12 protein-coding genes and 1 other RNA gene are annotated in these 15,314 nt (G+C 52.6%); 11 read left to right on the top strand and 2 right to left on the bottom strand.

What is annotated here, in order from left to right; genetic code table 11:
• Positions 1 to 55 precede the first annotated feature (55 nt).
• The 6 genes from ssrA (at position 56) to HMPREF0494_RS03605 (ending at position 5,145) form a co-directional block, all read left to right on the top strand.
• Positions 56 to 432: a transfer-messenger RNA gene (ssrA, locus tag HMPREF0494_RS10935) on the top strand.
• A gap of 182 nt (positions 433 to 614) precedes the next feature.
• Positions 615 to 1,379, top strand: coding sequence for a PfkB family carbohydrate kinase (locus HMPREF0494_RS03625; protein ID WP_007123575.1), 765 nt, complete (start codon positions 615 to 617; stop codon positions 1,377 to 1,379).
• A gap of 2 nt (positions 1,380 to 1,381) precedes the next feature.
• A complete protein-coding gene (locus HMPREF0494_RS03620; protein ID WP_007123574.1) occupies positions 1,382 to 1,885 on the top strand; it encodes an ECF transporter S component in 504 nt (167 codons plus the stop codon).
• An 18-nt stretch (positions 1,886 to 1,903) separates the two neighbouring features.
• A complete protein-coding gene (locus tag HMPREF0494_RS03615) occupies positions 1,904 to 2,620 on the top strand; it encodes a response regulator transcription factor (protein ID WP_040458729.1) in 717 nt (238 codons plus the stop codon).
• 1 nt (position 2,621) lies between these two features.
• On the top strand, positions 2,622 to 4,094 hold the full coding sequence (locus tag HMPREF0494_RS03610) for a sensor histidine kinase (RefSeq protein WP_040458728.1): 1,473 nt from the start codon (positions 2,622 to 2,624) through the stop codon (positions 4,092 to 4,094).
• 160 nt (positions 4,095 to 4,254) lie between these two features.
• A complete protein-coding gene (locus tag HMPREF0494_RS03605; RefSeq protein ID WP_007123571.1) occupies positions 4,255 to 5,145 on the top strand; it encodes a GRP family sugar transporter in 891 nt (296 codons plus the stop codon).
• A gap of 76 nt (positions 5,146 to 5,221) precedes the next feature.
• On the opposite strand, the gene HMPREF0494_RS03600 is transcribed toward HMPREF0494_RS03605, so the two are convergent.
• Complete coding sequence (locus HMPREF0494_RS03600) at positions 5,222 to 5,836, bottom strand: sugar O-acetyltransferase (RefSeq protein WP_040458727.1); 615 nt, start codon at positions 5,834 to 5,836, stop codon at positions 5,222 to 5,224.
• 155 nt (positions 5,837 to 5,991) lie between these two features.
• On the opposite strand from HMPREF0494_RS03600, the gene HMPREF0494_RS03595 reads away from it, so the two are divergent.
• Together HMPREF0494_RS03595 and HMPREF0494_RS03585 are read left to right on the top strand one after the other, a co-directional pair.
• Positions 5,992 to 7,350: a glucose-6-phosphate isomerase gene (locus HMPREF0494_RS03595; protein WP_007123569.1), complete on the top strand. Its 1,359-nt coding sequence runs from the start codon at positions 5,992 to 5,994 to the stop codon at positions 7,348 to 7,350.
• Positions 7,351 to 7,656: 306 nt separating this feature from the next.
• Positions 7,657 to 8,838 carry an ROK family transcriptional regulator gene (locus HMPREF0494_RS03585; RefSeq protein WP_007123567.1) on the top strand — a complete coding sequence of 394 codons (1,182 nt, stop codon included), beginning with the start codon at positions 7,657 to 7,659 and terminating at the stop codon, positions 8,836 to 8,838.
• A gap of 179 nt (positions 8,839 to 9,017) precedes the next feature.
• Here the strand turns inward: HMPREF0494_RS03585 and HMPREF0494_RS03580 are convergent, their stop codons facing one another.
• Positions 9,018 to 10,418 (bottom strand): sugar porter family MFS transporter, encoded by a 1,401-nt coding sequence (locus HMPREF0494_RS03580; RefSeq protein WP_007123566.1) that lies wholly within the window; start codon positions 10,416 to 10,418, stop codon positions 9,018 to 9,020.
• Between the two features lie 240 nt (positions 10,419 to 10,658).
• Between HMPREF0494_RS03580 and HMPREF0494_RS03575 the strand changes: the two genes are divergently transcribed.
• The 3 genes from HMPREF0494_RS03575 (at position 10,659) to HMPREF0494_RS03565 (ending at position 15,263) form a co-directional block, all read left to right on the top strand.
• Positions 10,659 to 11,570: a helix-turn-helix domain-containing protein gene (locus HMPREF0494_RS03575; RefSeq protein WP_007123565.1), complete on the top strand. Its 912-nt coding sequence runs from the start codon at positions 10,659 to 10,661 to the stop codon at positions 11,568 to 11,570.
• A gap of 166 nt (positions 11,571 to 11,736) precedes the next feature.
• Positions 11,737 to 13,200 (top strand): MFS transporter, encoded by a 1,464-nt coding sequence (locus HMPREF0494_RS03570; RefSeq protein ID WP_007123564.1) that lies wholly within the window; start codon positions 11,737 to 11,739, stop codon positions 13,198 to 13,200.
• Between the two features lie 20 nt (positions 13,201 to 13,220).
• Complete coding sequence (locus tag HMPREF0494_RS03565) at positions 13,221 to 15,263, top strand: right-handed parallel beta-helix repeat-containing protein (RefSeq protein ID WP_007123563.1); 2,043 nt, start codon at positions 13,221 to 13,223, stop codon at positions 15,261 to 15,263.
• Positions 15,264 to 15,314: the final 51 nt, after the last annotated feature.

Raw genomic sequence — 15,314 nt, 5'->3', positions numbered from 1 at the left:
GCTAGGCAAAATGGGTGCACTGACCGGGTAAATATGGTATGATACATACCGTATTGGGGATGTTTTTTGGATTCGACAGGTATAGGTCGAGTTTCAACTGCGTTTCGAAGGTTGCGTCTTCGTAAAAACGCTCAGTTTTAAATTATAACTGCAAACAATAATTCAAACTCTTACGCAGTCGCTGCCTAACAAGTAGTGCGCGTAAATCTACTTCGGGTTCGTCCATGATGCGAATGTAGGTTTCATATCTTAGTGGACTACGCTTGTTACTCCCGCTTGAAGTAACTAAGAAGAGATTAATCAAGCTAGCTAGTCATGGTGGCCCTGATCAACGGCGGTTTGGCTAGTGAAGTTCAAATAGTTGAGATACGAACGTAGAGGTTGAAATGGCGATATGCTTGGACACGGGTTCGACTCCCGTCATCTCCATTTAAGGGGTTATGCTGATGTATCAACCCCGTTAGCTGCTAAATCGCCGAATTAATTAATCTCCTTTCAAATCCCCGGGCGAGGAGTATATAATGAGAAAAGATTAACCAAGGGGGCGGGGCACCATCGAAACTAAAGCAAGTATTATTATTGAGGACTTTACGGCCCTCGGCCAAATTTCCCTGGTGGCCGCGACGACGATTCTTCAAGCAATGGGGGTTACCACCGCGCTCCTGCCCGCCACGGTCCTGTCCACTCAAACGGAGTGCCTAGGCACCCCCGCCGCCTTAACGACGACCCGCTGGCAGCAACAGGCGGCCCGCCACTGGTCCCAGCTGCCGCTTTCCTTTCAGGGCGCCCTGGTTGGCTACCTGGGGAGCGTTCCGGCGGTCCAGACCGCCCAGCAGGTTCTGCGGGACCTGGCCCCGGCCCGGCTCGTGGTCGACCCGGCGATGGCGGACCAGGGTCAGCTTTATCCCGGCCTGTCCACCGGCTATCCAGAAACGATCCGGGAGTTGTGCCAAGCTGCCGATGTTATTACCCCCAACTGGACTGAACTGTGCCTGTTGACCGGCCAGCCTGTTGTGGAACCAACTGCGCCGGCCTGCCTTAAAATGGCGCGGCTACTTCGTGGACGTGGAATTAGTGCCCAGCTCGTCGTCACTGGAGTTAGGCAGGGGAAGCAGGTTGGCTGCTGGCTAGTTCAAACGGACCAGCTGCTGTTCAGCGGGGCCGATTATTTCCCGGGACATTTTTACGGGACCGGTGATTGCTTTGCGGCCCTCCTGTATGGCTACCTAACCGCGGGGGCGGATTTACGGACCGCGGTTGCAGGGGCGGAGCGAGCCCTTGCCGTAGCGGTCAGGGAAACAAGTTTATTGTCAGACGCGGATCGCCAATTGGGGATGCGGCTGACAGATTTAGTAAGCTACTTAGTAAGGGAGAAATAGCGATGCAAAAACAAGTACAGACAAAAAAATTAACCTTAGCGGCGATGCTCCTGGCGCTGTCAATCGTCTTTGGCCGTCTCTTTTTGATTCCTTTGCCGTGGACGCGGGGGAACGTCAACCTTTGTGACGCCGCCATTTTGCTTGGGGCCCTGCTGCTGGGCCCCTGGTACGGTGGGGCGATTGGGGGCTTTGCCGGGCTCTTCTTGGACCTGATTTCCGGTTTTGCCCAGTACGCCCCGTTCTCGTTTGTTGCCCACGGTCTAGAAGGCTTGCTTGCCGGTCTGATTACGCGCTGGCTGCCGGGACGCTGGGGCCGCTTTTTGGGACTGGCGGTTGGAATAATTGTGATGGTGGTCTGCTACTTCTTTGCTGATTCGTTCCTTTATAACTGGGCGACCGGGACGCTGGGGTTAATTCCCAACACCATTCAGGGGTTGATCGGGGCACTGCTTGCCCTCCTGTTTGCCAAGCCCCTGCGGCGCCGCCTGAACATTTCGTTTAAATAGGATTAGGGGAGGATTACCGTGAATATACTGATGATTGAAGATAATCATTCCGTCTGTGAAATGATGGCAATGTTTTTGAAAAAACAGGGCTGGCAATACGAGTTTGCCTACGACGGGATTGAGGCGGAGGAGAAGTTTACTGCCGCCCCGGACAAGTGGGACGTGATCCTGCTGGACCTCAACTTGCCGAAAAAAGACGGGATGCAGGTGGCGGCTGATATTCGGCGGGTTTCGCCGACGGTACCGCTGATTATGCTGACCGCCCGTGACACGGAGAGCGACCAGGTGCTTGGCCTGGAAATCGGCGCCGATGATTACGTCACCAAGCCCTTTAGCGCCATTACCCTGATTGCCCGGATCAAGGCCCTCTACCGGCGGAGCCAGCTGTCTAAGCACCCTGAGGACCAGGACGGCACGGCGGCCCGTGATTTTGATGTGCAGACTAAGAACTTCCGCATGAACACCAAGACCCGGGAAGTCTACCTTTACGACCAGCCGATCGCTGACTTGACACCGAAGGAATTTGACCTGCTGAAGACGCTGGCTTCCAAGCCCCGACAGGTTTTTACCCGGGAACAGCTCTTGCAGCTCGTCTGGGACTACGAATACTATGGTGACGAGCGAACGGTCGACGCCCACATCAAAAAGCTGCGGCAGAAGCTCGAAGACCTGGGTCCACAGGTAATCAAGACGGTATGGGGAGTAGGCTATAAGTTTGATGACGAAGCTAACTAAAATGAAGTTAATGTACCGGCTGATGCTCAGCTTTTTCACCATCATCGTTATTTTGATGGTGATTTTAAGTATTTCCTTTATTAAGGTGACCAACCAGTCGATGTACCAGGATACCTGGCGCCAGCTGCGTCAGGACGCGGACAGTCTTGTTGAAGACTCGATCCGCTACGACCCGGTTGACCACTCCTTTGCCGGATTTATGACCCCCGCCTTAAAAGCAGATGCCCGTCTGCTGAGCCACCAGGATGTTCATTTCGCCATTTACGGGAAGAACCAGGAACAGCTCTTCGCCAGCAACGGCTTTACCCCGACCATCACGGCCGCAAAGTGGGCCAAGCTGGAGAAGGGGGAGACCGTCTACGTTAAGATGACCACCCCCCGGCTCTCAAAACAGGTTGCGGCGACCAATATGCCGCGGATGACGGAAATTATTCGCCCCTACCGGAATAAGAACAAACTAGTGGCGGTAGTGGCGATTGCAACCTTTGTTTCGCCGATTGAGCGGAATATGCACCAAATCAAGCTAAACTTGGTAGTGGCGCTGCTCTTTGCCGGCCTGATGACCCTGCTGGTCAGCTACTTTTTCTCCCGTTCGATCACTGTGCGGATTAAACGGCTCCGTGAGCTGACCCACCAAGTGGCCAGGGGAAATTACGACGTCCGCCTGCGGATCTTGGGCAACGATGAGATTGGCGACCTGGGACGCAGCTTTAACCAGATGACGGCCTCCCTGCAAAGCTCGCACGATGAGATCCATTCCCAAGAGGAACGGCGCCGGCAGTTCATGGCCAATGCTGCTCATGAGATGCGGACCCCGTTGACCACGATTAACGGAATTCTTGAGGGTCTGCAGTACGACGTGATCCCTGAGGAGGATAAGCAGCACAGCATTGAGCTGATGCAGAATGAGACGAAGCGCTTGATCCGCCTGGTAAACGATAATTTGAATTACGAAAAAATCAGGACTAACCAGATCTCAATGGAACGCAAGCTCTTTGATGCGGCTGCGGTCCTCCACAATCTTAAGGAACAGCTGGGCAAGAAGGCCCGCGCCCAGGGGGACCAGCTAGAGTTAACGGTTCCGGATGGCCTGTTGGTGTACGCCGATTATGACCGTTTTGTTCAAATCATGTTTAACATTATCCAAAACGCCATTCAGTTTACGGAAAACGGCGTGATTAAGATCAGTGGTCAGCAGCGCAGCCACGGAACGCAGTTTGTCGTCCAGGATAACGGAATCGGGATGACCCCAGAACAGTTGGACAACATTTGGGAGCGCTACTATAAGGCTGATAAGTCACGGATGAACACCAAGTATGGTGAATCCGGTCTGGGCTTGGCAATTGTCCACCAGCTGGTTCAGCTCCACAGTGGCAAAATTACCGTTACCAGTGCGCCCGGCAAGGGGAGCACCTTCACCATCTTCTTCCCTAACAGTCAAACCGCCTTGCACCCACATCAATCAGCAGATTAAAGGGAAATCGTTTGCCTAATCAGACCAATTTTTTATCAAGCGTTTACTTGCTTATAGTGCCAATATTTTATCGCAGCATACCAAAATCACAGGGGTTGTGCAAGCGTTTCCAGTGTGATAAGTTATCATCTTGTAGATTGATTGATAGGAGAGGATTGATATGGTGTTAACTTATTTACTTGCATTGGTGCCGGCAGTCGGCTGGGGAATTATGCCGCTGATTACTGGAAAGATTGGTGGTTCGACGATTAACCAGACCTTTGGAATTGGGGCTGGGGCCACGATTATCGGCCTGCTGGCCTTCTTTGGTGCTCAGTTATCGGGGAACCCGGGGGCGGTGGTTGTTAGTGCCCGGGGCTTCTGGATTTCAGTTATTTGTGGGGCGCTCTGGTCTACGGGACAGATCGGTCAGTTTGTCTCCTTCAAGCGGATGGGGGTTTCCAATACCATCCCGCTGTCAACGGTGTTCCAGCTGATCGGTAATTCCCTGATTGGGGTAATTATCTTTGGCGAATGGCACTCCACGACGGCCCGGTTGATCGGGTTTGGCGCCTTGATCATCGTGATCATCGGTGCCCTGATGACGTCGGTGACTGACGAAAGTTCCGGCAAGCGGGTAACGGTTAAGAACTTCTTCTTCCTGCTGGTAACAACGTTTGGGTACTGGGTTTACTCCGCCTTTCCTAAGATTCCGTGGCTTAAGGATGAGAAGTCGCTGGGGATTTTTCTGCCGGAAATGATTGGGATCTTGATTGGTGCCGTGATTTATACCTTTGTATCCGGCAACGCCAAGGCCTTCAAGCAAAGGGAGCAGTACCTGAATATCCTTGGAGGCCTTTCCTGGGGGATTGCCGCACTCGCCTACATCTTTGCTGGGCGGGCCCTCGGGGTCAACGTGGCCTTTGTCTTCACCCAGATGAACGTGGTCATTGCTACGATCGGTGGGGTGTTGGTCCTGCATGAGCACAAGACCCGGCGGGAAATGGGCTACACCGTTGTCGGAATCATCCTGATTGTTGCTGGTAGTATTCTGACGGCGTTTGCCCACTAAACATTTCCCGGGAAATAAATGTGAAATGATATGATTAAGCAAAAAAACGAGACCGTAATCCGGCCTCGTTTTTTGCTTAATAGGGGAAGTTTGCTAGGTGATCGGCCTCAGTAATTGGGCGGACCGCCTTGGCTGGCACGCCGAGCACCAGTGAGTTTGCTGGCATATCCTGGGTAACAACGGCGCCGGCACCGATAACACAGCCGTCGCCAACTGTAACTCCCGGGCAGATGGTGACGTTAGCCGCGAGCCAGCAGTTGCTGCCAATCGTAACTGGCTTACCGTATTCATAGTCGGCAAAGCGGCCGTCCGGGAGCTGACGCGGGTTGCGCTGCTGGTAGCGGAGCGGGTGCATGGCGGTAATAATGGAGACGTTCGGACCGCACATGACGTTATCGCCAATCGTGACGGGACAGGTGTCAAGGATCGTTAAGTTGGCATTGGCGTAGAAATTATCGCCAAGCGTGGTGAACCGACCATAGTCAACAAACATTGGACCTTGAATATAGGTCCCCACACCATGGTTGGGAAAGAGTTTTTCGATAATTGTTGTCCGCTCGACGGTATCCTCATCGGTAGTTAAGGTGTAGTCACGGCAGAGCCGGTGAGCGTAGTGGGCGAACCCGTCTAATTCCGCAGTGGCCGGGCAGTAGGGCTCGCCCGCCAGCATTCTCTTGGTGTTTTCTTCCATCATAATTCACTCCTTTATCGTTCTAAGTACCATTATGGCAGTGTTTAGGCGCCTCTACAACCGCTAAACGGATTTGCCCTTTCCGATTGAAACCGACTACATTATCCGCTATTATGATTAAGTAAAATAATTTATTTTAGAAAGAAGCGCTTATAATGACACAGGTAAAATTCGATAGCAGTGCTTTGAAACAATTTGTTCACGACAACGAACTGGGTGAGATGCAGGCAATGGTCAAGGCGGCGGATGACGAGCTCCGCAACGGGACCGGTGCCGGCGCGGCCTACCGTGACTGGCTCCACCTGCCGAGCGAGTACGACAAGGACGAATTTGCGCGGATCAAGCAGGCCGCTAAGAAGATCCAAGCCGACTCCGACATCCTGGTCGTAATTGGGATCGGGGGTTCCTACCTCGGTGCCCAGATGGCGATCGACTTCCTGCACAACACCTTCTACCAGGCCCAAAGCGCCAAGGACCGGAAGTACCCGCTGGTGATCTTTGCCGGGAACTCCCTCAGCTCGACCTACGTTCACGACCTGCTGGAACTGATCGGCGACAAGGACTTCTCCGTCAACGTCGTTTCCAAGTCGGGGACGACGACCGAACCGTCAATCGCCTTCCGGATCTTCAAGAAGAAGCTGATTGAAAAGTACAGCCTGGCGGAAGCCAACAAGCGGATTTACGCCACGACCGATAAGGCTAAGGGCGCCTTGAAGACCGAGGCCGACGCCAACGGCTACGAATCCTTCGTCATTCCCGATGGCGTGGGCGGCCGCTACTCTGTCCTCTGCCCGGTTGGCCTCCTGCCAATTGCCGCTTCTGGTGCCGACATTGACCAGCTGATGGCCGGAGCCGCCCAAGCCGAACAGGACTACGTTGACCCAGACCTGGCCAAGAATGAGGCCTACCAGTACGCTGCCTACCGGAACATCCTCTACCGGAAGGGTTACGAAACCGAGCTGCTGGAAAATTACGAACCCAACATGCGGATGTTTGCCGAATGGTGGAAGCAGCTGGCCGGTGAATCCGAGGGGAAAGACCAGAAGGGGATTTACCCATCCAGTGCTAACTTCACGACCGACCTCCACTCACTGGGACAATACATCCAGGAAGGGCGCCGCTTCCTGATGGAAACCGTCGTCAAGCTCGACCAGCCGAACTTCGACGTGGAGATCCCAGCTGAAGAGGACAACCTCGACGGTCTCGGCTACCTGGAAGGCAAGACGATGGACTTCGCCAACACCAAGGCCTACCAGGCCGTGGTGGCGGCCCACACGGCCGGTGGGGTACCGGTAATGACCGTCCACATCCCAGAAGAAAATGAATACACCCTCGGCTACCTGATCTACTTCTTTGAAGTGGCCATGGGAATCTCCGGCTACCTGAACGGGATCAATCCATTCAACCAGCCAGGGGTCGAAGCCTACAAGACCAACATGTTTGGCCTGTTGGGTAAACCGGGCTACGAAGAAGTCGGCAAGCAATTGCGGGCGGAAATGGACAAGAACAACTAGGATTAAGGAGAAACTGGGGAGTAATCCCCAGTTCTTTTTGGTTATGAATAAGGACAAGCTTCAACAATACCAAGGGCATATTCAGACGAGCCTAGTGGTTTGGATTGTTTTGACCATCTGCTTACAAATTATAACAACTCTGACTGGCTGGAAACTGGTGCAAATAGTGGCGTGGTTTGCTGCAGTCTACTGTGTCTTATTAATTATCTTATGGTGTTATTTAGAATTATGGCTATTGCGTAAGCATGACTAGCAAACGTGTTATAATAAGAACGTTAGGATATTAATGGATGAAGTAGGGATAACATGACAATTGACCATCGCAATTTATCGCGAATAAACAACCGCAAACTAGTATTACAACAACTATTTAACAATCAAGAAACTTCCCGGGCGGAGATTGCCCGCCAGTTAAAGCTGAATAAGTCAACGGTTTCCTCAATTTATACCGAATTAGATGACGACGGCTTGATTCAGGAGGTCCGGCAGGGGGAGTCGACGAGCAGCGGCGGGCGGAAGCCCAACTTGGTTCGGCTAAACCCTAACTATGGCTTTGTGGCGAGTTTTAATATCGGAACTAGGTACATGGCCGCGATGTTTAACTACATCAATGGGGAGATCATCCGCTATAACCGCCAGCCGATCGAACGCTTCGACATTTTAACCATCATGCAGATGATTAAAAAAGAAATTCAGCAGATGCAGGAGGTTGACCAGACTAGCCGCGGCTTATTAGCAATCGCGTTTTCGATTCACGGAATTGTGGACCACAACCAGGTGCTGGATTCGCCCTTCCTGGACCTCGACGGGATCGACCTGCAGGGCTATTTTGAAAAGGAGTTCGGCGTGCCGGTCGTCTTGGAGAACGAGGCTAACTTATCCGCCGTGTTTGAAAATGACTTTTGCGTGGCCGATGGGGTCAAAGATTTGATTACCATCAGTATTCACCGGGGAATCGGGGTCGGTGTGATTACCAACGGCCAGCTATACCGGGGCAACCGCGGCATGGCCGGGGAAATCGGCCGGACGCTGATGATTGACCGCTTTGCCAGCGGCAGCAAGAAACTGGTAAAGGTGGAATCCCTGTGTTCTGAGGACGCAATCATCGGTCAGGTGAAGGCTGCCAAGCACCTGGACACGATTAGCAGCACTGAGCTGGTCCGGCTTTACCACTATGACAGCCAGGTCTTGCAAATCTTCGACCACGCGGCGGAATTGTTGGCCGAGGCCTCCTTTAACGCGATCGTTTCCTTCGGGCCCCAGGAGGTCTACTTTAACTCGACCCTCTTTGAGGATATTCCGGAGCTGTATGAGCAGATCCGGACGAAGCTGGTGGAGATGGGGGCGTTCTCGCCAATCAAGAAGATCGTCGGCTCCCGCATGACTTCGCTGTTAGGGGCCAGCTCGCTGGCAATTCACCGGGCCTTAGAACTCGACCACTACCAGCTGCGCTTAAAGTGGCCGAATGAGGTTAAGAACGTCGGCTAAGAAGGATGTACTGACAAGAATTAACCGGCCTGGTAGCCGCTGAATGAGCTAGCAGGCCGGTTAGTTCATCAATTTAAACATCAAATCAGGCCTCCAGAGTTCGGTGTGGACCGAGTTCTGGAGGCCTAGTTTTTAAGCGGATTGTTTAGGCGGGATTCATAGCGGGACCTTAGTCCATGCTAATTATTCGCCGTGTTTGTGGTATCAGATGAGGCAACCTTAGCGGCCTTCTTCTTGGCAGCTTGGTCCCGGAGCCATTGTTCGATACTTTCCAGGGACTTGCCTTGGGTTTCGAAAACTTTGGCGTGGACGAACCAGATGGCCAGCAGACAGAAGATCCCGTAGCCGATGAACAGGGTTCCCTTACCAAAGAAGCTCAGAAGCGGTGGGAAAGTCAGGGAAACAATCATGTTCGCCGTCCAGTTAACACCAGCGGAGAAGGAGTTCCCTAAACCACGGATGTTCAGTGGGAACATTTCACCAATCATTGTCCACATGATTGGGCCCCAAGTACCGGAGAATGAAGCAATGTAGATTACCATGGAAATTACGGCAACGTCAGCGGCAAACTTGGAATCGCTGGAGTGCATCAATCCCCAGCACATGATGAACAGGGTAATGGCCATCAGCCAACCACCGACGATTAACATCTTCCGCCGGCTGACCCGGTTCATCAGCCAAATCCCGATCACCGTAACGATAACATTGAAAATCCCGATCCAAATGTGGGAGAGCAGTGCGAAGTGCACACCAAAGCCTGCGTCAGTAAAGATCGTTGGGGCGTAGTAGAGCACCGTGTTACAACCCATGACTTGCTGGAAAATCGCTAGACCGACGGCGGCAACCAGCGCTGGCCGGACCATCAGGCCAAACAGTTCATTCCAACCACCGGATTTAATGGCGGCCTGCTTTTGAATCTTAGCAATATCGTCATTAACCACGCTCAGGTCGTTTTGGTTCATCGCCATCAGGACTTCACGCGCAACGTTTTCCTTGTCATTGCGGACCAGGTAACGTGGTGATTCCGGCAGGATAAGCGCACCGATGAAGAGGACGGCAGCCGGCACAGCGGCCAGACCAAGCATCCACCGCCAACCGGTGTAGATTCCTTGCAACCAGTAGTTGAACAGGTAGGCAAACAGCAACCCGGTCATAACCATTAATTGGAAGAGGCCGGACATCATTCCCCGCTTAGCAACCGGTGCTAATTCGGCCAGGTAGGTTGGAATCAGTGCCGAGGCGGCACCAACCCCCATCCCGAGGATAATCCGGAAGATAATCAGGGTCCAGAATTCAGGCGCAATTCCTGAACCTAACGCCCCGACGAAGAAGATAATTGAAGTAACCATCAGCAGCTTCCGCCGGCCAAAGCGGTCTGAGAATGGTCCAATGGTAACGGCCCCCAAGATGGCCCCCAGCAATACGGCGGAAACTACGGAACCCTGTTGCCAAGAATTCAAGGATAATTGCTTTTCAATAAATAGGATGGCACCAGAAATCGATCCCGTATCGTAACCAAAGAGCAAGCCACCCAAAGCGGCAAAGAAATATATCCACCCTGCAGATAGTTTATGTTTCATGATTTTAACCCCTTATATATAAAACAAGAATGAAATGTAAGTTAACAGAGTGAGTTAGTTGTTTATAAGTGCGTTGGTTTGATTAACCAACTAACGTCTATTATAATAACATAAAATGACACAATTGAAAGCGGTTTTATAAATCTTTTCGTTGCGTGAATAGTTATAAATTGACAAATCCTGGTAATAAAAAGGCCAATGAAGGCCATTCACGAGCTGAGGGACTAAGGGGGGACAGCAATGCAGCAATTTATTTCTTTTCCAACTATTGAATCGGGCCTGTATATGTTTGGCGGTCACCGTCATACGGTGCCGGGGGGCTGGCAGTTCTTTGAGCAGCGCCACCAGGTCTTCGAGCTGATGACGATCAGCGCGGGCTGCCAGTTAACGGCGGTTAAGGATGGCCCGGCGATTGAACTCGGTCCCGGCGACGCGATCATCATTGCGCCGGAGACCTACCATACGAATAGCAACCGGAGTGCCCAAGCGCCCATGACGTATAGCTGCCTCCACTTTGACTTTGAAGATATGCTCGTACGGTCCCGCCTGATCGGGATGGTTACCAACCAGCGCATTCCCGCCGGATCAAGGCTGGCCCGGGCCTGTACGGACGTCCTAGCGGCAATTACCCAGCTCAGCAGCAATCGGGACCAGGTTAATAGTTTTGCCAACCGGGTCGCCATCGAAATCGCCCTCCTCAGCTTCCTTCGGGACGTGGACCAGGAAATTGACCGGGTCAAGGACCACCACCGCCTGCCGTATTCAGATAAGGAGGCCAAGGTGGCCCGCGACCTGGTCGTCAGCATTGAGAACCGGGTCAATAATGACGATGAGGATCCGTCGTTCAACTTTGAAGAAGTCTGTTACCAGCTGGGGATCAGCAGTGGTTACGGCCACCGGGTCTTTAAGAAGGTTTACGGGATTACGCCCCTGTACTACATTAACAGGGAGCGTTATCAAAAGGCGCAGCGGCTCCTGGAAAACTCGCATAATTCGATTGACGAGATTGCCAGCCTGGTCGGTGCCAGCAATATTTCCATCTTTAGCAAGCAATTCAAGAAGTGGTCGGGGGTGTCGCCAAGCGAGTACCGCAAGCAGACCCGGCGGAAACGGTCGGTGACCTCGAAGAACCGGACCGGCTACTTTGAATAGTTAATTGATAAAAGGTCATAAATTGACAAATAACTGTCAGTTTATGACCTATTTTTTGATTTTGAAAGCGAATACAATAAACGTGGATCATAAATTAATCCGCACTTATTCAGCTAACTTACTTATTCAATTGCTATTTTGTCGTGATTTGAAAGGATGAATATTTATGGACAATGCTTCTAAGCAATCCGTGAATGAGTTCGCCAAACTTTCCTGGCGTGAGCGGATTTGTTACGGTGCTGGTGACTTAGCACAAAACCTGATTTTCGGAACGATTGGTTCCATGCTGCTCTTCTACCTGACCACGGTGTTTGGGATTTCGGCTGCGGCCGGGGCAACCATCTTCCTGATTGTCCGCTGGGTCAATGTCTTCTGGGATCCGTGGGTCGGCACGGTGGTCGATAAGAGCCACTTTAAGCATGGCGGCAAGTACCGGCCATTCCTAATTTACTTTGGGATTCCGCTGACCATCTGCTGTGCCCTCTTGTTCCTGCCGATTCCGGCCGTCCGGGGCAACGTGCTGTATGTCTTCTTCTCCTACCTGGCGACGGCGCTGATCTACTCCTTCGTGAACATTCCATACGGGTCGCTGAACGCCTCACTGACCCGTGATAACGATGAAGTGTCGACTTTGACCACCGTTCGGATGACGGAAGCCAACATTGGGAACTTGCTGGTTTACACCTTCCTGCCGCTGTTTGTGCAACTGGCATCGCCTGCTAAGCAGCTTAAGGATATTGGCTTTTTCGGCATCAAGCTGGAACTGGGGAACTACGCTTCGCCACAGGCCGCGGGAGCCTATTTCAAGGTAATTGCGGTTTACATGGTCATCGGTTTTATCATGCTGCTGTGCACTTACTTTGGTATTAAGGAACGGGTCCTGCCAACGAAGGAGGAAACGGCCTCGGTTAAATTCTCCGACTTATGGAACGAATTAATCGACAACAAGCCGCTGCAAATCCTCGGCTGGTTCTTCCTGATCGGCTTTACCTTCATGTTCTTTGGCAACACGGTCTGGCCATTCTTCGTTCAGTACAACATTGGCCACTCCGAATGGATGGCCTCGATTAACCTGATTGGTTCCATCCCGGGGATCTTCCTGGTCTTCCTGTGGCCAATTGTCCGGCGCAAAATCGGTAAGAAGGGCTTCTTCTACCTCTTCTTAATCCTCTTCATCATTGGCCAGCTGATTTTATGGGTCTGGTCATTCCCCGCCTTTAAGAACAGCATTGCGCTGGGCTACATCGGCCGGTTTGTCATGCAGTGGGGAATTACCGCGGCCACCGGTTATATGTGGTCGCTGGTCCCAGAAGTGATTTCTTACGGTGAATGGCATTCCAAGAAGCGGGTTGCCGGAATTATCAACTCCATCATGGGCCTGTTCTTCAAGATTGGCCTGGCCCTTGGGGGAATCATTCCTGGCTACATCAACGCCTTTTGCCACTTTGACGGGAACGCTGCTGCCCAGCCGAAGTCAGCCCTAACCGGGATTGCGGTTTCCATGATCTGGGTACCAATCGTCCTCGCGCTGATCGCCATGTGGATTATGAGCAAGTACCCGCTGAGCGATCCGGAGGTTGACCAGATTAACCACGAAATTGAGGACAAGCGGAATACCGCTGCCAAGTAAACGAAAGGAAGGCTTTAATAATGAAAATTTATGTTGATATTAACGCGCCTGTCAATGGTGATGGGTCAGCAGAGCACCCCTTTAAGGCAATTCAGGCGGCAGCAAACATTGCCATGCCGGGGGATGAAGTTTTAGTGGCCCCCGGGACCTACCGCGAAAACGTTGACCCTAAGCACGCCGGGACCGCAGAGCACCGGATTGTTTACCGGTCAACCGAACCACTAGGGGCGGTAATTACTGGTGCGGAACGCGTTACCAGTTGGGAAAACGTGGCCGGCAAGGTTTGGCAGGCCCGCATTCCAAACAGTATTTTTGGCGGTGCCAATCCTTATACGACCCGGGTGGCTGGCGACTGGTTTGACGCCCGGATTGTTGCCCACACCGGGGAAGTGTACTTAAACGACAAGGCCCTTTACGAGGTTAATCGTCTGGATGAGGTTAAGGCACCGGTCAAGAACATGAAGTCCTGGTACCCGGATGATACCCTGCTGACCTGGTATACCGAGCAGGATCAGGACCAGGATGAGACGATCATCTATGCCAACTTCCAGGGCGCTGACCCAAACGAGGAAAACGTTGAGATCAACGTCCGAGAAAACTGCTTTTACCCGCAGCAGGAAGGGATCGGTTACATCATCCTGGCCGGTTTTGGCGTCAATAAGGCCGCTACCCAGTGGGCACCACCGACGGCCTACCAGGAAGGGATGGTTGGTCCCCACTGGTCTAAGGGCTGGATCATTGAAGATTGCGATATTGCCCATTCCAAGTGTTCGGGGATTTCCCTGGGCAAGTACCTGCAGCCAAACAATGACAACAAGTGGTCCAAGTGGAAGTACAAGGATGGTACCCAGACGGAACGGGACGTCATCTGCCAGGCCTCCTATGACGGCTGGGATAAGGAGCACGTCGGTTCCCACATTGTCCGCCGCAACCAGATTCATGATTGTGGCCAGACCGGGATCGTTGGGCACCTCGGCGGGATCTGCTCCCTGATTGAAGAGAACGATATTCACGACATCAACGTCCGGCAGAACCTGGCGGGGGCTGAAATCGGCGGGATTAAGATGCACGCCGCCATCGACGTCACTTACCGGCATAACCACATTCACCACTGTACGCGGGGCCTCTGGCTGGACTGGCAGGCTCAGGGCACCCGGGTTACCCGGAACATCTTTGACCACAACAGCCTGCCAAATGACTTTAAGGTTGACAAGGACAACATTGACGATGTCTTGAGCGGCCTAGGTGAAGATATTTGGGTTGAGGTTTCCTTCGGGCCAACCCTAATCGACAACAACCTCTTTTTGTCGGAGCGGTCAATCCGCTTTGCTGCCCAGGGGGTTGCGATGGTCCATAACCTGATTGCCGGGAGCTTTACCGCTACCGGCCGGGGAACCGACAACAATTCCGTAAACCTGCCGTCGAACCGGTTCACGCCTTACCATGAAATTCATGGCACCAAGGTGATGGGCTTCATGACCATCCAACATGGTGACAATAAGTTCTACAACAACATCTTTGTTCAGCAGAAGCTCCGGCCAGCAATGGCCAAGCTGGCGGAAATGAAGAAGGACGAACCCGACGACTGGGATGACTACAACTTTGTGGTTGGGACCAAGCCATTCAGCGACTACCCGACCTTTGCGGAATGGGATAAGCAGTTTGATGGCTACTGTGGGATCTATGCGCCAAACAGCGACCACTATTACAGCCACCTGCCGGTCTGGTCGGCGGGGAACGTCTACCTGAACGGCGCCCAAGCCACGGCGAAGGAAGAGCGCCCGTACGTTGACAGTAAGGACCAGGTGGAATTAGCTTTGGAAGAACGGGAAGACGGTCTGTACCTCAAAACCAACCTCTACGACTTCGTTCCGGAGAAGACCGCCGGCGTAATTTCCACGGCGACGATTGCGATGGCCTTTGAGCCGGAAGAGAAGTACGAAAATCCGGATGGCACACCGATCACCTTTGACAGTGACTACTTTGGCAACCACCGGGATGGGGTCAAGGTAACTGCCGGACCATTTAGCAGTCCAAGCGAAACGGAACAGAAGATTTTCTAGCTTGTTTACGGCTTCTGCGACGCACAGCTAGCTTTTAGAGAAAACGAACGA

The sequence above is a fragment of the Limosilactobacillus antri DSM 16041 genome (assembly GCF_000160835.1).
Lineage (GTDB): Bacteria > Bacillota > Bacilli > Lactobacillales > Lactobacillaceae > Limosilactobacillus > Limosilactobacillus antri.
Note: the sequence above shows the minus strand (reverse complement) of the source record. Positions and strands in the feature narration are given on the sequence as shown.